15 protein-coding genes and 1 pseudogene are annotated in these 22,315 nt (G+C 51.2%); 5 read left to right on the forward strand and 11 right to left on the reverse strand.

Translation table 11 applies throughout. The features are described 5' to 3' along the window. Positions 1–76: 76 nt before the first annotated feature. Both AB1611_13160 and AB1611_13165 read left to right on the forward strand, forming a co-directional pair. The gene (locus AB1611_13160) at positions 77–394 is read left to right on the forward strand and encodes a nucleotidyltransferase domain-containing protein (GenBank protein ID MEW6380537.1); all 318 of its coding nucleotides are present in this window, start codon (positions 77–79) and stop codon (positions 392–394) included. After that, positions 384–797, forward strand: a complete 414-nt coding sequence (locus tag AB1611_13165; GenBank protein MEW6380538.1) for a HEPN domain-containing protein — start codon at positions 384–386, stop codon at positions 795–797. The genes AB1611_13160 and AB1611_13165 overlap by 11 nt, the downstream gene beginning before the upstream one ends. A 128-nt stretch (positions 798–925) precedes the next feature. On the opposite strand, the gene AB1611_13170 is transcribed toward AB1611_13165, so the two are convergent. From AB1611_13170 to AB1611_13185, 4 genes are all read right to left on the reverse strand, one after another. Then, positions 926–2,206 carry a VCBS repeat-containing protein gene (locus AB1611_13170; protein MEW6380539.1) on the reverse strand — a complete coding sequence of 427 codons (1,281 nt, stop codon included), beginning with the start codon at positions 2,204–2,206 and terminating at the stop codon, positions 926–928. A 1-nt stretch (position 2,207) separates the two neighbouring features. Beyond that, positions 2,208–2,651 (reverse strand): universal stress protein, encoded by a 444-nt coding sequence (locus AB1611_13175; GenBank protein MEW6380540.1) that lies wholly within the window; start codon positions 2,649–2,651, stop codon positions 2,208–2,210. Positions 2,652–2,675: 24 nt separating this feature from the next. Next, positions 2,676–4,115 (reverse strand): DASS family sodium-coupled anion symporter, encoded by a 1,440-nt coding sequence (locus tag AB1611_13180; protein MEW6380541.1) that lies wholly within the window; start codon positions 4,113–4,115, stop codon positions 2,676–2,678. A 144-nt stretch (positions 4,116–4,259) separates the two neighbouring features. After that, positions 4,260–7,901, reverse strand: coding sequence for a cytochrome c3 family protein (locus tag AB1611_13185; protein MEW6380542.1), 3,642 nt, complete (start codon positions 7,899–7,901; stop codon positions 4,260–4,262). Between the two features lie 531 nt (positions 7,902–8,432). Between AB1611_13185 and AB1611_13190 the strand changes: the two are divergent. Further along, positions 8,433–8,711 (forward strand): annotated as a pseudogene (locus AB1611_13190) (transposase). A 231-nt stretch (positions 8,712–8,942) separates the two neighbouring features. Here the strand turns inward: AB1611_13190 and AB1611_13195 are convergent. Beyond that, the gene (locus tag AB1611_13195; protein ID MEW6380543.1) at positions 8,943–9,146 is read right to left on the reverse strand and encodes a cold-shock protein; all 204 of its coding nucleotides are present in this window, start codon (positions 9,144–9,146) and stop codon (positions 8,943–8,945) included. Between the two features lie 716 nt (positions 9,147–9,862). Between AB1611_13195 and lepB the strand changes: the two genes are divergently transcribed. After that, positions 9,863–10,789, forward strand: a complete 927-nt coding sequence (gene lepB / locus AB1611_13200; GenBank protein MEW6380544.1) for a signal peptidase I — start codon at positions 9,863–9,865, stop codon at positions 10,787–10,789. Between the two features lie 152 nt (positions 10,790–10,941). On the opposite strand, the gene htpX is transcribed toward lepB, so the two are convergent. The 6 genes from htpX to uppP form a co-directional block, all read right to left on the reverse strand. Next, a complete protein-coding gene (gene htpX / locus AB1611_13205; protein MEW6380545.1) occupies positions 10,942–11,790 on the reverse strand; it encodes a zinc metalloprotease HtpX in 849 nt (282 codons plus the stop codon). A 220-nt stretch (positions 11,791–12,010) separates the two neighbouring features. Then, on the reverse strand, positions 12,011–12,961 hold the full coding sequence (gene fmt / locus AB1611_13210) for a methionyl-tRNA formyltransferase (GenBank protein MEW6380546.1): 951 nt from the start codon (positions 12,959–12,961) through the stop codon (positions 12,011–12,013). A 159-nt stretch (positions 12,962–13,120) separates the two neighbouring features. Then, positions 13,121–13,639 carry a peptide deformylase gene (def, locus tag AB1611_13215; GenBank protein ID MEW6380547.1) on the reverse strand — a complete coding sequence of 173 codons (519 nt, stop codon included), beginning with the start codon at positions 13,637–13,639 and terminating at the stop codon, positions 13,121–13,123. An 80-nt stretch (positions 13,640–13,719) separates the two neighbouring features. Continuing rightward, entirely contained in the window at positions 13,720–14,487 is a 768-nt protein-coding gene (gene lolA / locus AB1611_13220; protein MEW6380548.1) for an outer membrane lipoprotein chaperone LolA, read from the reverse strand. Further along, a complete protein-coding gene (locus AB1611_13225) occupies positions 14,477–16,681 on the reverse strand; it encodes a DNA translocase FtsK 4TM domain-containing protein (GenBank protein ID MEW6380549.1) in 2,205 nt (734 codons plus the stop codon). The genes lolA and AB1611_13225 overlap by 11 nt, the downstream gene beginning before the upstream one ends. 123 nt (positions 16,682–16,804) lie before the next feature. Continuing rightward, a complete protein-coding gene (gene uppP, locus AB1611_13230) occupies positions 16,805–17,632 on the reverse strand; it encodes an undecaprenyl-diphosphatase UppP (GenBank protein MEW6380550.1) in 828 nt (275 codons plus the stop codon). 237 nt (positions 17,633–17,869) lie between these two features. Between uppP and AB1611_13235 the strand changes: the two genes are divergently transcribed. Next, entirely contained in the window at positions 17,870–22,162 is a 4,293-nt protein-coding gene (locus AB1611_13235) for an acyl-CoA dehydratase activase (GenBank protein MEW6380551.1), read from the forward strand. Positions 22,163–22,315 lie beyond the last annotated feature (153 nt).

Raw genomic sequence — 22,315 nt, forward strand, 5'->3', positions numbered from 1 at the left:
AATACTTACTCAATTCCAAATTTTTCATATACTGCTATTCAGATCCAGCAGGTATTACAATATAAAAAACAGGGAAATGGCTCCAATAGAATCTGTTTTAAATGAGATAGTGCGCAGAATCGTTGAAACTGTGCATCCAAAAAGAATTATTCTTTTTGGATCTGCTGTTCGAGGAAATATGGGACCTGACAGCGATCTGGACCTGCTCATTGTTGTATCATCGGGTGAGCATCGACGTAAGACAGCGCAGAAAATTTATAGAAATCTAATCGGCGTAGGTTTTGCAACCGATATCGTTGTGGTTACAGAAGGTGATCTGGAAAATTATAAAGATTGTATCGACCTGGTAATCCAACCGGCCCTCGAAGAAGGGAGAGTGCTCTATGCTGCGTGATCCGGGTGATTACCGTAATCCACATGAATGGATCAAAAGAGCAAAAAGTAATCTTATCCGTGCCCGGCAGCCTAAAGTGGAGGGGATATTATGGGAGGACCTTTGTTTTGACACTCAGCAGGCTGTGGAAAAGGCATTGAAAGCAGTGCTCTTGTCGCGGGGCATACGGTTTCGGTTTGTTCATGATATTGCTGAGCTGCTGACGATCCTTGAAAAACATGCTATTCACTTGCCTGATGAGATACGGGCCGCCGCCGGGTTGACCGATTATGCAGTGGAAACCAGATATCCGGGCACGGCTGAACCGGTTACCGAGGAGGAATTCAAAGAAGCACTCAGGACTGCTGAAGCAGTAGTCGTCTGGGCTCAGAGTTTGATTGACGGCCCATCCTGCCAGAAGTGAATACTCGAAGCTAGCAATATCGCCTATTCCCTTCAGTAATCAATCCCCTTTTGCGGCTCGATTCCCTGTCTGAAGGCATACGGTATAGGCCCTTTGAATCATCTGGGGAGAGCATCTGTGCCTGAGAGTTATTTCGGCATCCAGCCCAGGGTGAGGCCAAAGGTTATATCATCGGGTTGAAGCGGTATCAGGTCATTCCGTACAAAGGTCTTTCCATTCCATTGATATTGGCGTAAGAAGTGCTGATCGTCCGAGGCCACGTAAATTTCGTTCTTACCATCGTGATCGAGGTCAGAAATGAGGGTGGCATGCTCAAAGCCGCTGGATTGGTCGTCGATCAGGGACTTCTCCCAATTCCCCTGCTCCTTTTGCCGTAACACCCAGATACCGGATTGCATGGTCGAAGCCACGATGTCAATAGACCCGTCTCCATCCACATCGGCAGCCGTGAGATAGCGGCAGAGCATATCCGGCAGGTCTGCAATGATCTGTCCGCTCAACTGCCCGTTCACAAACCGGTATTGCTTGATCTTGGCAGTGTCCACAAGGCCCGGCTGTCCCTGGACAGTGCCCATTTCGCCCTCGATAGCTGCAAACAGGTCAGGATACCCGGAGCCGGTGACATCGGCGGCCAGGATCTCTTTAACGTGACGGTTGGGGAATTCCTCAACAATATCGCTCAGGAATCGCTCTCCATCGAACCGGTACATGATGATCTTTCCCGGTTGGGGGCTTCCGTCAAGACGATTGGGAGCACTGGGTGTGGAAAAGAATTCCTTCTTCCCATCGTGGTTAATGTCCCCGATTTCGATTTCATGAACGAAAGTGTCCGGGGTCCGGCCAAGCTCCGTGATAACCCAGGCTCCATCTTTCCACTGAAGCACGGCCACAATACCCTGGTCATGGGTGGCGATAACAAGATCATCTCCACCGTCCCCCGTTACATCGCCAGTTTCTACATCCCTCAATCGGTTCTGTTCCCCCCCAAAAGTGGGGTTCCAGAGCAAAGTCCCTTTCCACTGGCCTGCCTCGTTCCGGTGCCACAGTTTGAGGGCGGCGGCATTGCCGGAAATAGTTAAAATTCCCGGTTGTCCTGATGGCGGATTGAACCAGAGAGCTTTATGAAAAACATTACTTTCCGGATCTTCCAAAAGAGTGCTTTTCCATCCATCCGGCGTCCTTTTGACCATCGTCAGTTTGGCGGCACCGGGGATGGACCGTGCTTCCCCGTCCGGTTGTTGTTCTGTCCGAAACTGCGCCTGAGCCAGAAAAAGTACAGCAGAGGAGGATGCGGCATGGCTCAGGCCATTTCCTGAGGGAGCATGCGCCGCCTTCAGGCATCCGGTAATACCACCCAGCAAGGCTGCCAGAAGTATGAAGAAGCAAAAATTCCTGTACCTGTATTTCATATTATTTGACTCCAGATGGGGGATTTTTGATATAAATGACCTCAAAAGGGGCTTCATGAAGAGAAGTCGAAATACGCTTCTGGGCAATGATCGTAGATACCTGCTTTTCTTTGGCCAGGCGCAGAATATTATCGATATACGGTCCCTTGATAACGATAAATTCGGTCTCCAGACCCTTCTCCCGTGCTTTTTGCTGAATGCTGTGCAGGGCTTTCAGAATGACTTCGCCCCGCTTCTCTTTAATCTCTTCCCGGAGCTGATCGAGCACCTTTCGACCGAGAAAGCTTACATCTTCCATCATCCGGCTGACTTTGCCCGACATATTGGCCTCCCGGATGTCAAGGACAATCAGCCGGGCTTTCTTCTGGAGAGCCATCTCGATAGCATAGCTTGCAATTTTATCCGAAATTTGGGTGGCTGAAAATACCACCATGATTGTTTCCATAGCAGTTTCGCTTTCCTTCTTTTTTTACAGGGATACTCCCACCAGAGGCCAATACCATTTTACCAGAATTAAAAAAATGATCCAGCAGCAAATGTGCAGAATTATTCCTGCCTTGATAATATCCCTGATGTCGTAATACCCTGATGAATAGGCAATAGCATTGGCAGGAGAACCCATGGGCAGAATAAAGGGCAAACCGGCAGGGACGGCTACACCGAAAACCATGGCCAGGGGATTGATGGCATTCGCACGACAAATGCTGAACCCGATAGGAAGAATGATGGCCACGCAGGCTACATTGCTGATCCCTTCCGTAAGCAGGAAGGAGAACAGGGAGAAGATGCCGATTGTCCAGAGAGGCGCTAAGTGGACCCTGCTCAGCAATTGATGGGCAATCCAGCGGGCCGCCCCGGTCTGATCAACAGCTTTGGCGATAACGATGGCCCCTCCGTACATCAGGATTACTCCCCAGTTAACATAGCTGTTGACATCATCCCAGGTAATGACCTTGGCTATAAACAGGGTTACAGCCGAAAAAAGTGAGACCATAGCCATCTCAAACCAGTGATTGAAAATAATCCAGATCAGGATGGTGGTAGTAAGAATGACAAGAACCTTTTTTTCCGTTAAAGTCATCGGGCCGATTTCCCGTAATTCTTCTTCCAGCTTCTTCCTGGCAGGTCTCACATCGGCTATATCGAGATTGAAGCCGAAAATCAAAATAGCATAGGCCACAATGAGCGTTATTCCGACCAGAGGAAGAGCTACCCTGGACCATCCCCAGAAGCTCAGGGATTGATGGAAAGCCTCCTGTAACATGCCGACAGCCAGAGGTGCCCGCGCTCCTCCGAGAAGGGTCCCCACTCCGCCGATTACTGATCCCCAGGACATGGCCAGAAACAGGCCGGTTCCATATTGACTCTCACGGGGCTGGGAATCCAGACTCAGGGCAATGGTTCCCACTACGGGAAACATCAGGGCGGCGACAGCATGCTCCGGTATGATCAAGGCCATGAAGCCGCAGGTAATGAGAATACCCAAAATTAAAATGCGGGGGCTGTGGCTGAAGTGGGTGAGGATGGCGAGAGCCGTACGCTTGCTCAACCCGGATTTTATGGTGGCAGAAGCCATAATAAAAGCGCCGAGAATGAAAAATACCGCACTGTTGCCAAAAAAGGAGTAAGCCTGCTCGGCTTTCATGACCCGCAAGAGAGGAATCAGCGCAATAACCAGCAAGCCGGTAACCGAAAGGGGAAGTGCATTGGTAACCCACAAAATCAAGGCCAGGGAAAAAATTCCCAGTGAGCGTTGTCCGGCAGTTGAGAGGTTGGCCGGGCTGGGGAGAACAAGGAAAATAAGAAGGGTGAAAAAGGCCAGGAAAAGAAAAGCGAGCTCTCGTCTGCTCCCTGCGACAGTATCTCTGGAGTTATTGCCTCCTGATGTATGGGTATGGTTTTTTACCATGAGAGTCTTTTATCCGAAGTCAATGCTTTGCCAGTCAGGGTTGTTATTTGGCTTTTGATCTTTTCTTTTCGGATTTTCTGCAATAAAACCTGCCAGGGCAGTATATCAGGATTCCCTGCTAAAATAAATATTGAATTTCGATCTTCAGGGGTGGCATTCCTGGCAGGACTTTTTGGACGTAGTCATAGGGCCGGTCATGTCGTGCATTCCATTTCTCTCTGGGTAGGTATATACTTTTTTGGGCAGAGAGTGGCGGTTTCGATGGCAGGCCATGCAATTTATACTCGCCTGTTTGGATACTCCCTTCTGACCATGCTGAATATCCTGGTGGCACCGGAAACATTCAATCGATTGTTTATTAACATGAACAGTGTGGATGAGAGGGGTATCTCCGGCCAGCTTGTTTTTAGAATTGATATGGCAGGTGAAGCATCGTTCTCTGGGAACCTGACCCTCTCCCTGGGTGACTTTGATGTGGCAGTCGGTGCAGAGAAGATTTTCGTTATTAGCCAGAAATTTTTCATGATTGAGCTCAACTCCTGCAAAATTTATCGAAATACCGGGTAAAGAGTGACAGGTAATGCACCTTCCAACCCCGGTATCCTTTTCCTGTCTTCCTTTAAAGTGGCAGTTAAAGCAGATCGTTTCGGTTACCCGTACATGTTTGCCCTGGACGATTTGTGAATGGCAGGTAATGCACCCAAGATGCTTGCCGCGGGGAGAAGTTTTTAAATGCTGCTCATGGCTGAATCGGATACCATGCTTGAACAGCTTTTCTTCCTGGATTTCAGCCCATTGATGACATCCCTGCTGCAAACAGGCCTGATCACTGACCCTGGATTTGGGTAAAATGGAATAGGTTCTCGCCAGAGCCCTGATGACAAGGCTGAATTTATTACGATCTTCCTGGTTCCCGGAGGTGCTGAGATGTTCATAGTGGCAGGTTACACAACTTACCGCCTGATGAGAAGAAGTCTGCCAGGACTCGGTATAGGGGCGCATATAGTGGCAGCGGTTGCAAAATCCCGGGTAATTAATGATTTTTTGGGAATAGAGGGGAATCAAAATTCCGGGGAAAAAAGCCAGTAATCCCAGGCAGGCAAGGGCTTTCTTCCAGTGGACCTTGGAGCGGGAGGATGTATCTCCTTCCATCCAACTTGCGGACGGGGAAAGGAACAGGAAAAGGCCCAGAAAACTGATCAGGTAGAGGGAGTAGGCCGACAGGTCGCTTATGCATCTTTGGTGGTTAACCGTGAAAAAATTGTAGGCCAATAGTCCAAGAGTAATGGTTGTCAGATACAGATAAAGTTCCCTGCCCAATTGAACTGCCAGGAACATATAAAGCACAGCCGAGAGAAGGAGAAGCTTCTGAGAAACTTCCAGGTTCCCGGAAAAGAAAGCCATGATGCAGCACGTCAAAGCCACGAGTGTAGCTACATCGAAGATTGGCTGTGTCCGGTCCCGCCCTTGTTTCCTTTTTATGAAATAGCCAATCAGACAAAGAAAGAAAGGATCAAAGAAAAAATACTGCAAGCGCATGGTGGGCAATAATCCAGGCACCTCTCGCAAGCCAAAATAGAAGCATATGGAGAAAAAGGCAGCGGCCAGAAAAGAGTGCTCATAGCAGGGCGATATCCAGCTCAAAGCCAGATAGAAAAACAGATAGACCAGAAGGGAAAGAAAAAGCCAGTATGTTTTTCCTGCACCCGGATTGATTAATGCCAGAAGAATAATCGCTGATACCCAAAGATGTCCGGCATTTTTAAACATACTTTTTCCCCACGGAAGAAACGGCCTAGCCCATAAGCTGCATCCATAGAAAAGCACGACCAGCGGGAGGGCGGCAGTAAGTATCATATTTCCGGGAATTCCTCCTGTCAGAAGCCCTTTATACCAGACTGCGGCTAAAACGAGGCAGGCTGCGCCGATGTGCCAGACCTTGTTCGTTTGACAGGCCATAAACAGGTGAGCGGCAAATAAGATGCAACTCAGAAATAGACCGGATGGAAGGTCTTGGGAATACAGCCAGGCGAGGACCGAAATCAGGCTTAAAAGATTCCCTGCCCAGTAAGATACTTTGCTCAATCTGGGAAACTGTTTATCGGCAAAACTATAAGCCAGATAATGGAGAAAAACACACATTGACAAGCCGTAGAGTGAGTCAGGTGAAGCATAATTCAAGGTTACCAGAAAAAATCCACTCAGAGTCAGCCATCCGAAATACCAGACTTGTGCCAGAGGATAGCCTTTCTGCTGTGATCGCATACCCAGTCCCAGCAGGAGAAAACCAGGGAGTAAAAAGAGGAGATTAGTCCCGCCGGAAGAGATAAGCTCTTTGGGAATCAAGTAATAGTATATGAATGCCACAACCAGCACGACGGGGAAAAGGAACTTCTGGTCCTCGGTGATCAGAAAGAATACCAGCATGGAAAAAAGATAGCCAAAACCCAGCATGCAGATGAAGTCCAGGGAATAGCTGGACAGTTGCAAAGGAATGAGGAAAGCGAGGAGGACCGTGAGAAATTGGACCTCATAGATTGTTTTGCTGAAAACAAGCCGCCCCATCTGCTGACCCAGGTGCCCAAGCCAGAAAAACAGCCAGATTAAAGGGATAGTGAGGATCAGATACCAACTGATTTCATAGACCGGGGAGTGAATCAATAATCCCTCGAAAAAGGCGATATTCATGAAAAGGCCAAACAGGTAGGTGGAAATGCTTTGCTCCCCTTCAGTCTCAAAGTTATTCTGCCAGCCTGCAAGAAAGTACAGAAAAGCATAAGCCAGCCCGATTACCAGGTAAAAAAGGCCCACCGGAAAGCCATTCCAGGCAAAAAGAAAAAGGTAACCCAGGGCGAAAAGGTAAGAAATTACCAGGAATTTGTTCTGCTTTCGTGGCAGGTCCTTACCTGCGGTTCGAGATAACCTTGTGTGCAAAACATGCAAGCGGTAAAAATGGAAGGAGTAAAGAAATCCGATAATCATGAGCAAATTTACCCGTGAGCAATAATACCAGAAAGCGAGTGCGAGCCCGATAAATCCGATAACAAAAGCAGGATGCCAGAATTTTTCCCCTTCCTCCCGCCTCTGCTGGTAAACGCCTGCATACATGAAGATCATGAATAGAACAATCAGATATAATCCGTAAGCCTGATGGGGAATGACCGGGATTTGATGAAGAAAAAAAACCAGAGAAAAGGAAAGACATCCCAGAGAGAGGTATAACCAGCCAGCCAGCCCCTGCTGTTTCAGTTTCGTCCGCCGAGTGAGCTGCCAGTAGTAAAAAAAGCTGTAAAAGCCAAGTGTACAGGCAGCAATACACGGATGCTTCTCCAGATATTCTCGGCATTGGATCAGCACAGTGCCGATAAAAAAAAAGCCCATCAGACAGGCGGCATTATCCAGCGGATGGAGAGCCTCTTCAGCAAAGACTTTCAATCTCGTAAGCCCGAGCGATATTCCTGACAGCAGCAGAGCGAGGGGAACAGAAAGCAGGGGCATAACCAGAGAGAAAGACGGCACCAGCCGGAACGCGGAGAGAAAGCAGGAGAAAATCAGTAACAAAGCAGCAGGATACATAAATATCCTGCCCAGTAACCGGGCAAAGGCAAAGCTCAGCACAGAAAAAAGCATGAGGATACCACTGCCGAGCAGGGGATTGTCAATCAGAAACCCACGGCTGGCAACCAGCAGGCAAACGCCCGCCAGCAGGATCAAACCGTGGCTGAGCTGCCTCCATCCTCCCTTTTCCATCAATCCGATAGTGACTCGTTCTTCTCTACTTTCCATAACCGCCCAGACTTCACCAAAGGTACCAGGGTGCGCACATAAGACAATTTCCGCATAATTCATGCCGAAAAAGCGGGCTGAATGTTGAATTGGTGGAAGGAGCGGGGCGCAATGAGTAATTAGTTGATTTGTTGAGGCTTGCTTAATAGAAAGGCAAAAATGTGAGGAAATGTCCTGAAAAAGGAAAAGGGAAAGGGCAGGTACCCATTTTTCATACTCCCGGCTCTCTTGAGCAAGGATAATCAAGTGGTACCAAAATTGGCAGGTGTAAGTCATACTATGCATTTTGTTGCATAGTAGATATGTTTATGGAAAGGGAGAGAGATTGTTACTGTGATCCATGGGGAACATAAGCGCCATAGATCCCCACGCCCGTGGGGAACATTTTCAGGATACCGTGCAAAAGATCTAGGCTGTGTATCAGATGTTCCCCATCTTGTATGAGAGGCTGTCTGAAAAATAAGTGGGGGTATCTTTGAGGTGATTTATAAGTAGGACTGCTCCGAAATAAGGTGTAAGAGTAGTACATCGATAAACCTTACGTGGAGCAGCCCCAAGATGGCAAGAAAAGCATATCCTCCAGACCTTACGAGCATTGAATTGGTTGATACTATGGGATTAGTTCTGATGGTGGTTGTGCCCGCTGCCAATATTCAAGATCGGGATGGAGCAAAGTTAGTGCTCGAAAAGGTTCTTGGACGATTCCCTCGGCTAAAACTGATCTGGGCCGATGGTGGTTATTCTGGAAAGTTGATTGATTGGGTCAGGGAACAATGCCAGTGGGTCTTGGAAATAGTCAAACGATCTGATCAGTCCAAAGCGGCTGCCGCCGTACAGGATGATAATTGGCCGTGTAGTTAGGTAAGAGCCTACGGCTTCGGTAAGTGCCATTCGGATTAGGAAGGGATAAGGCTATCAACACTGCCTGTGAGCACAGGCGTGTAAGAAGTATGCCGGATAAATAAAACATGCCAAAATATAAAAAAAGAGCGGCACTTTGAAAAGCGCCGCTCTCGGTAATTCAGGGAACAATCAGCCCAGTTAGCAGGGGCGTACGTTCACAGCCTGGGGTCCTTTGGGACCTTGCTGAATATCGAATTCTACCAGTTGGTTTTCCTGAATACTCTTGAAGCCTGATCCCGAGATTGCTGAATAATGTACAAAAACGTCTTTGTTTTCACCTGAAACCGTGATGAAGCCAAAGCCTTTCTGATCATTAAACCACTTTACTCGTCCTTGAGCCATACGAAATATCCCTCCTTTCATAACTGTTTCTTAAGTTGGGATGTTTCTGTAAAGCTCAGGAAAAGCTATAGGCTCCCATAGTTTCAGATAACCTATCCACAACTTAATGCGCCCCCCCAAGAGAAAACTTACCTTATTTAGATAATCTCCATCCCAGAGGCAACTGTTTCTAAGAATTTAAGAATACACTAATGAGATTTTATTGTCAAGGAATTTTTATTTCTCTTATTTGATGTCCAAAATTTTTGTAAGATTTTATGATACATTTTTTGCTTTCTGTCACTTATATTTCGCTATTTCATTGAAAATGAGTAGAAACCAGGCTTGACCGTAACTACTCAGATACAAAACTTGACAGCAATAAACCAGGCTTCCTCTGTGACAGGTGAGGGGCCAGCATGTTTGCCTTATCATACACCCCCTCACCCCGACCCTCTCCCCAAAGGGGCGAGGGAGAAAAACACTACTCCTCAGCTTGCCAATATGAATTCCACCTCTGCGCCTCTGCGTCTCTGCGGGAGATCATTCTTCCATGTCTCATTGTACTAACCGGCCATGATTACAAAATGCCACTTTGAAATGAGCAGGATTTATTCATATTATACGATAAATAGATGTCAGATTGAGGTAGGGAGTTCCCGCCACAGGGGCTCCCTGAAGGTAACAGGGGATGTCGGGTGGGGGTGATTTTTGTCGAGAGGAAGGTTATCGGAAAAATGGGAATTACTGAAACAGACGAAGGGAAAAAGGAATCTCTTGAGATACTCGACTCTGGAGACGGTTTTTCAGAATCGGGGGATTTGATTCAGAAAGCGCGCCTGCCCTGGGTCGCCGGTCTTTTAACCCTGTTTGTAATCGGGCTGGGGCAGGTCTATAACGGTGAGTTAATGCAGGGGATCCGATATTACCTGGGGTCATTCGGGTTGAGCCTGCTGGCAGCCTTTTTGATCCTTTTCCTCCCCTTTCCCCTGAATCTTATGACCCTCACCCTGGGCTTTATTTACTTTATCTATATCTTTCGGATAAGCTGGAAGACAGCGAAAAGCAAAGGGAGCAATTACTGTCTGAAGCCATACAACAAGTCTTCTGTCTATATCATCTTTATTTTCCTCAGCTGGTACGTTATCAATCCCCTGTTCTCTCAAATCACCAAGGATAATATCGTTCATGCCTATCGGGTAGTGGCCACTTCCATGCTGCCCACCATTCTGGATGGTGACCATATTCTGGTAAATGAGCTGGTTTACAAGTTTGCTCATCCGCAAAGGCTTGATGTGGTCGTGTTTAAATATCCCAAGAACGAGAGCCAGTATTTCATCAAGCGGATTATCGGTCTTCCGGGAGAAACAATCTGGATCCACCGTAAACAGTGCTACATCAACGGACGGCGAGTTCAGGAAAAGTACATAATTCACGCAGGGAATCAGGTGGCAAATTATCCTGAGCTGGATAATTTCGGACCCTTGACCGTCCCGCCTGATTCTTTTTTTGTCATGGGCGATAACCGGGACTGGAGCATGGACAGCAGAACATTCGGACCGGTCAAAAGATCAAAAATCCTCGGCAAGGCATTTATGATCTATTGGCCCGGTGCCCTTCACGGGCAGACAATCTGGCACCGGATCGGAAAAAAGATCCGTTAAATGCCTCCTTCTGGAAAGCAGGAAGGTTTTTTCAGTTGGCCACTGGTTTTAGCATGAGATAGTGGTGGGGCAAAAAAGTGCCCCACCCTCCGGTTCATTCTATTCCTCTCTGGTCACGGTCGATGAACGCGCCGTGAGATCCGGCCGCGATCTCAAGCCATTCTCTCCAACCGGGCAATTCTGTCTTGAAGCGGCGGATGGGTACTGAAGAGCGCCTGAAGTCCTCCGCCGTGCAGCGGGTTAATGATAAACATATGAGCAGTGGAGGGGTTGGCCTGCATTGGAACAACCCGGTTTCCCCGTTCGAGTTTGCGCAGGGCATTGGCCAGCCAGAGCGGGTGGCCGCTTATCTTTGCCCCCTCTTCATCAGCCATATATTCACGGGACCGTGAGATAGCCATCTGAATCATCGCGGCGGCAATCGGAGCAAGGATCATCATCACCAGGGCGGCAAGAGCGTTTCCTCCTCCCCTGCGGTCGCGGTCACCGCCTCCCATTCCTCCGAAGATGAATGCCCATCTGGCCATTGAGGCCAGCATGGTAATAGCCCCGGCTATGACAGCGGCAATAGTGCTGATCAGGATATCCCGGTGTTTGACATGCGACAGCTCATGGGCCAGCACCCCGGCCAGCTCATCGCGGTCGAGAATCCTGAGAATACCCGAAGTGACCGCCACGGCGGCATGCCTCGGATTTCTTCCCGTAGCAAAAGCATTGGGAGTATCCTGGGGGGTGATGTATATCCGCGGCATGGGAAGGCCGGCCTTTCTGGTCAGTGTTTCCACGATATCGTACAGCTCCGGTGCCTGCTCCCTGCCGACCTCCTGAGCCCGGTACATTGCCAATACAATCTTGTCACTGAACCAGTATGTGCCGACATTCATGACGAGCGCCAACACGAAAGCCATAATCAATCCCTGTTCGCCACCTATGGCATTACCTGCAAGAACCAGCAGTACTGTCAGTAAAACCATCAAAAACGTTGTCTTGATTGAATTCATAGAGGTTCAACCTCCTTTCCTCAATGACCTCATTATATTTTATATTCAAGGGGATGCGGTTGTCTAAAGATGTTCCCCATCTTCCTTATTCTTAACGAGGATGGTAAAAATAACCATCACCCCCACCCAGCCTCCCCTGCCACAGGGGCTCCCTGCCTCAAGGGGGAGGAGTGGAAGGGATGTTCCCATCAAAGAAGGGGAACATCTGAAGTTGCTGCCTCTAGGCTGTGCCTGACCATCGCTGGCCTTCCAGTTCCTGATCGCGAACTCCCTGGAGGTATTCCCAGGCAGACATTGCCTGTTTCCCTTCATGCTGAAGCCGGGTAATAGCCAGCATGCTGTTTTCTCCTGCCTCGACAACCAGTCCTTCCCTTCGATCAGCATGTACGATTCTACCGGGACAATCACCTCCCTGCTGCTTGACGATTTGTGCCTGCAATAATTTTATCCGTCGTCCGTTCAAATAGGAAAATGCTCCTGGCCAGGGATTCAAACCGCGAATCAACCTGCAGATTTTTTCGGCCGGCTGAGTCCAGTCGATTGCACCGTCCTCCTTTTTTAACAGCCGGGTATAGGTAGCCAGATCATTGCGCTGCTTATGGCGAATTACCTTCCCCTCCTCATACATGGCCAGTGTTTCCATCAAAACCTCCGCTCCCAGCCGGGCCAGTCGAGGAGAGAGTGTTCCTGCCGTATCATCGGGCAGGATGGCAATTTCTTTCTGCAGCAGGATATCGCCCGTATCCATGCCCGCATCCATCTGGATGGTGGTCACTCCCGTGATTTCATCTCCCTCGATGATTGCCCACTGGATCGGAGATGCTCCCCGGTGCCGGGGCAGGAGTGAGCCGTGGACATTAACGCAGCCGTGGACGGGGATCGATAACAGACTTTGTGACAGTATCTGCCCGTAGGCAACCACCACCACCAGTTCCGGCCCGGCCTGCTGAACAAGCTCCCTGCCCTGCGGACTCGATGCTTTTTCCGGCTGCTCGACGCGAAGCCCTGTTTGCTGCGCCAGGACCTTGACCGGCGAGGGATACGGCCGCTGCCCCCGTCCCTTTGGACGGTCGGGCTGGGTAATCACCATTTCGACCTGATGGCGGCTGTGAACGAGGGCCTCAAGGGATGGGCAGGAAAAATCAGCGGACCCGAAAAAGACGATCCTCATCGTATTGGTTCCTCCTTATTCTCCCTTCCCCCTCCCCTGCCTGTCGCTTCTTCCATATCAGGAACTCCCCGCTCCACTCTTCTGCTTTTCTCTGTGTACCTCTGTGCCTCTGTGTCTCTGTGGTGTCCTTTGTCTTTGTCTCTGTTTTTGCCTTTGTCTTTACTCCCTGGCTGCCAGTTTGGCTTTTTTGCGCAGTTTCATTTTGAGCAGGTCCCGTTTGATCTTGCTCATCCGGTCGATAAACAGGACCCCGTCCAGGTGGTCCACTTCATGCTGGATCACCCGGGCTAAAAGGTTTTCTGCGGTCAGCTCATGCTCGATCCCGGCCAAATCGAAGAATTTCAGCCTGACACGCTGAAACCGGCTTACATCGCCCCATACTTCAGGAATACTCAGACAGCCTTCTTCCCCGGTTATCATCTCTCCATCGGAATGGATGATTTCGGGGTTGATGAGTATCAGCGGATCCTTGCCCTTGTCTTCAGTAGCGACGTCAATAACTACAATCCTTTGTAAAACTCCCACCTGCGGGGCCGCCAGGCCTACGCCCGGTGCACCATACATTGTTTCCAGCATGTCCGCGACCAGCTTTCTGACCGACAGGTCAGACTGATTGACCACAGCAGCCTTTTCCCGCAAAACGGAAGCCGGATATTTGAAAATTTCCAAGATGGCCATACGATATTATCTCTTCGTTTTTCGATAGTTACTGTTAAAGTCCTTTCTTTTCATAAGAATAAGACAAAATCCCCTGCTTGTCAATGGGTAACAGGACTTACCGGCTTTCCCGTATCCGGCACATCCTCATCGATCACCTCCACGCCCCTGGGAGGAACGAAATGAAATATCGTATCCGCTAACCCCTGGTTGCGCTGAAGGTGGAGAAAATCGATATCATTGGTATTTCCGTAGGGATCAACCAGAATGATCCCGGTAATGCCCAGTTCCCTGGCCTCCAGTTTCAATTGCATCTTTTTTATATTGGCCTGTGCCCGGCGGGGCACCAGGTTGAGCAGAACGACTCCGGAGTCATCCGGCTGCGATCCTCCATCTGCCAGGCTGATGATAAAGCTCTGCTGCAAATTCCCGAGGCCGGAAAGAAAGGACAGGGGTGTCGTGTCCTGCAGGACCGTGCTGGCCTTTCGTTTCACTACCTGGGCATCCTCCGGTACATACCACCAGAAGTCTTTTTGATTGATGACATATATTTGCTTTTCGGGAGATTCGTAATCCCATTTCATCAGGTTCGGCTTTTTAAAATAGATTTTCCCTCTGGCCTCGGTGGTTGTGTTCAGGGTTTGACTGAAGCTCTTTTGCCGGAAATCCGCCTGAAGATCGGTGAGCTTATCATACCACTCCTGGACCCGCCGGACAACCGGCTCGGCTTTGACCGCCTGCGGCCCTCCCTCTAATTTCTTCCCCTGCGATTCTCCCCCCCATGAAGGATGAGGGCTGATCACCTGAAACAGTGCCGCCGATACCAGAAAAAAAGCCGCCATGCCATAATAAACGATCTTATTTTTCATAATCCCTGCCAATTAACACCTCCCTTGGTTTGCTTCCCTGGGGTTTACTTACCACTCCGTCACGCTCCATAAGCTCGATCATCCGTGCCGCCCGGTTGTATCCGATTCTCAGGCGGCGCTGAATCATGGAAATCGAGGCCTGCCTGGTTTTGATCACCAGGTCCACGGCCTTGTCATACAGGTCATCGTACTCCTCCTCGTCCTGCTTGCTTCCGGGCTTGGCATCATCCCCGCAGAAGGACAGGATGGTATCGTCATATTCCGGCTTCCCCTGTGAAGCCAGGTATTTTACCAGCCGCTTGATCTCCCCTTCGGTAATGGAAGAGCCGTGAAGCCGGACCAGGTCGGAGCTTCCGGGCGGCAGAAACAGCATATCTCCCAGTCCCAGCAGTTTTTCCGCTCCATTGGCATCCAGAATGGTTCGGGAGTCGGTTTTCGAGGAGACCCGGAAGGATATCCGGCTGGGAAAGTTGGCTTTGATCAGGCCGGTCACTACGTCAACCGACGGGCGCTGGGTGGCGATAATCAGATGGATGCCTACAGCTCTGGCCATCTGGGCGAGGCGGATAAGCAGGGTCTCCACTTCGCGGGCCGACATGATCATCAGATCGGCGAATTCGTCGATAACAATGACGATGTAGGGCAGAGGGCTGTGGTGCAGTATCCCTGCCGGGGACTCTTCCGGCGATCCTTCAGGCGCGGGCGGGGAGGGCTTTTTATCCTCGGAGAGGACCTGGTGATTATACTGGCCGATGTTCCTGACTCCCCGGTCGGCCAGGATCCGGTAGCGGTTTTCCATCTCCTGGGTAGCCCACCGAAGAGCGCTGGCCGCCTCCTTCGGCTCCACCACCACCGGGGTCAAAAGGTGGGGAATGTCATTATAGACTCCCAGCTCGAGCATCTTGGGGTCGATCATGATAAACTTCACCTCGTCAGGGGTGGCATTGAAAAGAATGCTGCAAATCAGGGCGTTGATGGCCACGCTCTTGCCTGATCCTGTTGCTCCGGCAATCAGAAGATGAGGCATCCTGGCCAGGTCGGTGACATAGGGGGTACCGGCAATGTCCTTGCCAAGGGCCAGGGTCAGCCGGGAATTTGCCTTGGTAAACTGCTCCGATTCCAGGATTTCCCGAAGGTACACCACCTCCCGCTGCTGGTTGGGGATTTCCAGGCCGACCACGCTTTTGCCGGGAACCGGGGCCACGATCCGCACCGACAGGGCTTTCATGGCCAGAGCCAGATCATCGGACAGATTGGCGATTTTGGAAATCTTGACCCCCGGTGCAGGCTCGAACTCATACCGGGTTACGACCGGGCCGGGAAGCACCTGAACGACCTTGCCCTGAACCGCAAAGTTCAGGAGCTTTTCTTCCAGCTTCCGGCAACTGTCCTGAATCCACTGTTTGCTCTCGGCAGTCTCCGTTTTCTGGGTCTGTTCGAGCAAAGACAGGGGAGGAAGAGCCCCTTTAGGTCCGGACAGGATTTCCTCGAATGCATCTTCTTCATCAGCCTGAGACTGCTTTTCCTTGCGCTTTCCCTTGCCGGGTGATTTTTTCGATTGTTTTTTATCCTTCTTCCCGTGCGATGAGGGCTTATCCTCGCTCCCCCGGCTGCCCCTGACCCGGTCCCAGAGGAAAGTCACAGCCTGGACCACGAGGGAGGGGAGGGGGAGAATGAGGTCGAGTACTGAAACCTGCGTCAGGAGGATCAGGGAAATCGAAAACATGGTCAGCAGGATGATAAAGGTGCCCAGGGTGCCGAACGAGGAAACCATTTGCAGGGAATTGATGACCAGATAGCCGGTCAGCCCGCCGTGACGGAACCCGGCGAAGGTCTCGCCGTTTAAACCGCCCAGGATCAGCGACAGCAGGCCGCAGGTCGAAGGCAGCAGAAGAAGAATCCCCAGCCATTGAGAGAACGAGTGATTCCAGCCGCGTAGGGTAATCATACGCCAGCCCCAAAAAATGAGAACGAGAGGGATCAGGAAAGCGACGCCGCCAATAATGATCACGAGATGATCGGCCAGCCATGCGCCGAAGCTGCCCATGAGATTATGAACAGCATACGATCCGACGCTGCTGAAGGAGGGGTCCTGGGGATGGTAGCTCAACAGGCTCAGGAGAATGAAAAGGGCCAGGGCAAAAAAAACCACTCCGAGAATTTCCTGAACCAGCCGCTGCTTTAATGAATCCATTGGGGTTGTCCACAAATAAATAAAATACAAATACCAATACCAACGACACCACAGAGGCACAGAGACACAGAGATACCCGGAGAAAAGACAGGGAGTAATGTATTCATAGACAGCTCCATAACCTCAGACTTTTTTCAGATAGAGAAGCAGCCCGCTGCCGATCGCCACCAGCCAGCAGTACCAGGCAAACAGGGACAGCCGCTGTCGGGAGAGGAGCTTGAGGAGGTATTTGATGGCCAAATAGCCGACAACGGCGGCTGCCAGGGTGCCCGCCAGGATGGCCGGTAAGTTGATACCCGGCTGCCAAAGAAGATGCATGCTGTCCTTTGCCTCCAGAACTGTGGCCCCCAGTATGGCCGGAATGGACAGCAGGAAGGAATACTCGACACAGGCCGAAGGCTCCAGGCCGCAAAAAAGACCCATGGCAATGGTCGCCCCGGAGCGGGATATGCCCGGAGTTATGGCAATCCCCTGGAAAAGGCCGATGAGCAGTGCATCCTGGATAGTCATCTTTTCCAGCTTCCGGGTGGCATTCATGCGCCTGCTGGCAAGCATTAACAGCCCGCCGGTAATACAGAGGGCCAAAAGTACGAGATAAGTGTTTGAAAAGATTTGCTCGAAGAAATCCTTGGAGGCAAATCCGATTATGGCCGTTGGCACGGACCCGATCACCATCATGAGAAAAACCTTCCGCCCGCGCTGAAGAGCCCCGGCCCCCGGATCGGGCTTCCATCTCAGGAGCCCCTCGATAATCCGGGCAATTTCCTTGCGGTAATAGGCGAAAACAGACAAAAGTGTGCCCAAATGGAGGAAAATTTCGAATAATAATCCTGGACGGTCAAAATTTTTTAGAAAAGATTCGATAATTACCAGATGACCTGAACTGCTTACCGGGAAAAACTCGGTCAGGCCCTGAATAATTCCCAGGAGTATGGAGTGAAAGAAGCTCATTGGACTTTTTCCCTTACGGTGCCGGCTGCTCGACGATGATGCAGGCAGGGTTCTTGGTTACAGTTACTTGAATAGGTAAGTATATATCGTTCTTAATCTTGTGTAAAGACCAAAATGAGGAAACAGAAAGTACCTTGATAAATCATCGGGAATATACTATTATTTTAGCTTTCATTTCTGGTTATAGTGAAAGAGGAGAGGTTAGAATTACATTTGGTTGGAAGGGAGTGACGAAAAATGCGCGAAAAATCTGAGGGCAGGAAAAAGATATTGTGTCTTGGGATTGACATCGGATCGATCAGCGTCGACTTTGCCCTCGTTAACCAGGATCGTGAGATTATCAGGACTTCCTATCACCGGGTCAAAGGACAGCCTATTCTCAAGACCCTTGAAGTGCTGGAGAAAGAGTTTGCCGATTTTCTGGCCGAAGATTCCATCAGCCTGTCGTTTACCGGGACCGGCGGACTGATCCTGAGCCATCTGCTGGATACGTTCTTTATCAATGAAATCATCGCCCAGATGAAAGCGGTCATCCTGCTTCATCCCGAGGCCAGAACCATTATCGAAATCGGCGGCGAGGATTCCAAACTCATTCTGCTCGACTACCAGCAGTCCTCACAATCTCTGGTCCTGAAGGATTTTGCCATGAATACCATGTGCGCTGCGGGTACCGGCTCTTTTCTCGACCAGCAGGCTTCGCGGCTCGGCATCTCGATCGAGGAAGAGTTCGGCGAACTGGCCATGAAGTCGAAAAACCCGGCCCGTATTGCCGGGCGGTGCAGCGTTTTTGCCAAATCGGATATGATCCACCTCCAGCAGGAGGCCACCCCGGACTATGACATCATTGCCGGGCTGTGCATGGCTATGGCCCGAAACTTCAGGGGAAGCATCGGCAAGGGGAAGGAGTTCCAGAAGCCCATTCTCTTTCAGGGAGGAGTTGCCGCCAATAAGGGCATGGTGAGGGCGTTTGAGACGCTTTTCAAGCTCGCTCCGGGAGAGTTGATCATCCCGAAGTACTATAACTGCATGGGCGCTATCGGAGCTGCCCTGGTCGCGCTCGAAACCCCGAAATTCATCAGGGGAAGGAATGTCCTGAAAACGATAGCCGATTATTTGAACCAGGACCGCTATCAGGAATCCCACCTGCCGCCGCTGCACGCTGGCAAGCCCCCGTCTTCGGGAAAACGCCCTGCGGATGCGGGAAAACCATCCGGGGCAGGGAACGGCCAGAGCGGGAGAGACGCAAAGCCGATTCCGGCCTTTCTGGGAATCGACGTCGGCTCGATCAGTACCAATGTGGTAGTGATCGACAGCAACAAAAAGGTCCTGGCAAAAAGATACCTGATGACTGCCGGACGCCCGATCGAAGCGGTCCGCACGGGGCTTGATGAAGTCGGGCGGGAGCTCCAGGACCGGGTCAGAATCTGCGGAGTGGGCACCACCGGATCGGGAAGATACCTGATCGGGGATTTCGTGGGGGCCGATATCATCAAAAACGAGATCACCGCCCAGGCCAAGGCCGCGGCAGCCATTGACCGGCAGGTCGATACTATCTTCGAAATCGGCGGCCAGGATTCCAAGTACATCAGCCTCGATCAGGGTGCGGTCGTGGATTTCGAGATGAATAAGGTGTGCGCTGCCGGAACCGGCTCTTTCCTGGAAGAGCAGGCGGAAAAGATCGGCATCAATATCAAGGAGGAGTTCGGAAACCTGGCCCTCTGTGCTTCCGCTCCCGTAAGGATGGGGGAGCGCTGTACCGTATTCATGGAGTCTGACCTTGTCCACCATCAGCAGAGCGGTGCCGCCAAGGAGAACCTGGTGGCCGGTCTCAGCTATTCGATCGTTCATAACTACCTGAACCGCGTGGTGGCCGGACGCAGGGTTGGAAACCGGATATTCTTCCAGGGCGGAGTGGCAGCCAATAAAGGCGTGGTCGCTGCCTTCGGGCAGGTCCTGCAAAAGCCGGTGATCGTTCCCGAACACCACGAAGTTACCGGGGCCATCGGCGTGGCCCTGATCGCCCAGGAGGAGCAGACCTGGACCCAGAGCAAATTCCGGGGATTTGATCTGAGCCACCGCCGCTATGAAATCGAGAGCTTTGAATGCGCAGGATGCGCCAATCACTGCCAGATTAAAAAGGTCGTGCTCGATCAGGACCGGCCGCTTTTCTACGGCAGCCGGTGTGACCGCTACGATGAAAAAAAAGGAGAAAAACTCTCCGCCCATCCCCTCGATCTGTTTGCCTTCCGGTCACAGGAGCTTCACCGGCAGTACCTGACTCCAGCCGGGGATTCATCTTCTTCCAGCGCGCCTCGCACAAAGATAGGTATCCCCTTATGCCTGTTCTTTCACGAGTGGCTTCCCTTCTGGCGGACCTTCTTTACGGCCCTGGGGCTTGAAGTCATCCTCTCTCAGGCAACGAACAAGGAGATCATCAACCAGGGGGTACAGGCGGCTGTGGACGATACCTGCTTTCCCATCAAGGTGGCCTATGGACATATCCATAACCTCCTCCGGCAAAAGGTCGATTATCTCTTTTTGCCCAGCATCATCAACATGCCAACCGAGCAGAACGGTATCCATGACAGTTTCAACTGTCCCTACGTCCAGACGATTCCCTACACCGCCGCCGCGGCTATCAATATCGAACAGAGCGGGACAAAGCTTCTGCGGCCTGTGGTATACCTGCGAAGAGGACTGAAATCTATCCGCAAAAGCCTCATCCCCCTTGGCCGAAGCCTGGGAAAATCCGCGGCGGACACCGGAAAAGCCATTGACCGGGCTTACGCTGCCCAAAGCTCCTTCCATGCCGCCCTCCAAAAAAAGGGAGAAGAGATTATCAGCACACTCCCGGAACAGGAGAAGGCAATGGTCCTGATCAGCCGGCCCTACAATGGCTGCGATTTCGGGCTGAATCTGGAGATTCCCAGAATTTTTCGCGAAATGGGCTTTCTGATCATTCCGATGGACTTTCTGCCGCTCCACCAGAACCAGATCGCCGAAAACTGGCCCAATATGTACTGGCGCTACGGGCAAAGAATCCTGAGCGCTGCCCGGTTTATCCGAACACGGGCAAACTTGTATGCCATCTACCTGACGAATTTCAGCTGCGGCCCTGATTCGTTCATCACCCAGTTTTTCCAGCACACGATGAGTGGAAAGCCCTACCTGCAGATCGAGGTTGACGAGCACAGCGCCGGTGCCGGAATAATCACCCGCTGTGAAGCCTTTGTCGATAGTCTGCGAAGCCGGCAGCGGCAGCAGGCTGTGGCCGGTGATATGCCTGAAACCGTGATGTGCCGGACGGTCTCTTCAAATTCATGCCGGAAGGATACCTATTCTCACCGCAAGCTCTACATTCCCCCCATGGCCGGACATGCCCATGCCCTGTGTGCCGCCTTCAGATCCCAGGGAATAATGGCCGAGGTCATACCGGAGTCCGACGAGCAGACCCTGCAGTATGGCCGGATGTACACCTCCGGCAAGGAGTGCTTTCCCTGCCTGGTAACAACCGGCGACATGGTAAAAATCACCCGTTCATCCCAGTTCGATCCTGAAAAGAGCGCCTTTCTCATGCCTTCCGGCGATGGTCCCTGCCGGTTCGGGCAGTACTATCAGCTGCACCGGCTGGTCCTCGACCGCCTGGGTCTTCCCGAAGTGCCAATCTATTCTCCGAGTCAGGGGGAAACTTTTTACCGTGAGCTGGGGATCATGGGGAGAAAGTTTATTCGTCTTGCCTGGCAGGGGATCGTTATTACCGACTACCTCGAAAAGTGGCTTCTGCAAAACCGGCCCTATGAAAGCTCTCCCGGGGAGGCAGACCGGATTTATAACCAATGCCTGTCCCTGCTCTGCCAGACTATCGAAACTCAAGGGGCTGCCTTTCCGGTTATCGGGCAGATCCTGCGGATCCTCGGCGAATTTCGCCGGGAGCCGAAAACACAGCGGCCAATCATCGGTATTGTGGGCGAGATTTTTGTCAGGTCCAACCGCTTCAGTAACAACGACCTGATCCGCAGAATCGAAGCCCTCGGCGGGGAGGTCTGGATGCCGCCAATTACCGAGTGGTTCCATTATATCAATTACACCAGCAAGATTCACAGCCTGGTCAATCAGAATCTGAAAAACCTGCTTTCGACCATGATCCGGGATATTCTGCAAAAGAAGGACGAGCGCAAAATTCACCGCCTGCTCTGCCCGGCCATTCTCGACGGAAAAGACCCTTCGATCGAGCAGCTCCTCGATAACAGCCGCCCCTACCTGCATTCCTCCTTCGAGGGTGAGGCCATCCTGAGCATTGGCAAGGCCATAGATTATGCCGCTAAAAACATGGACGGATTGATCAATGTCATGCCCTTCACCTGCATGCCGGGAACCATCGCTTCCACGATCATGAAACGAGTGCGGATGGACTACCGCGATTTTCCTTTCCTGAACCTGGCGTATGACGGCCTCGAGCAAACCTCCATCAAGACCCGGCTGGAGGCATTCCTGTACCAGGCCCGGCAATTCCAGGAAAAGGCGCGGTAATAGGCAACCGGATTTTTCGGGGGGTGTTGGGTTTACCGTGAAAACATACGGCTTCCCTTAATCGTTCGCCTCCACCACCGACAGAGAAAGTCCTTGTGAAAGCAAAGTGATGCAGTATATCCGGTGTGGCGCTTTTGTGCTTGATAGGATTTA

The organism is bacterium, from assembly GCA_040755755.1.
Taxonomy (GTDB): Bacteria; SZUA-182; SZUA-182; order DTGQ01; family DTGQ01; genus DTGQ01.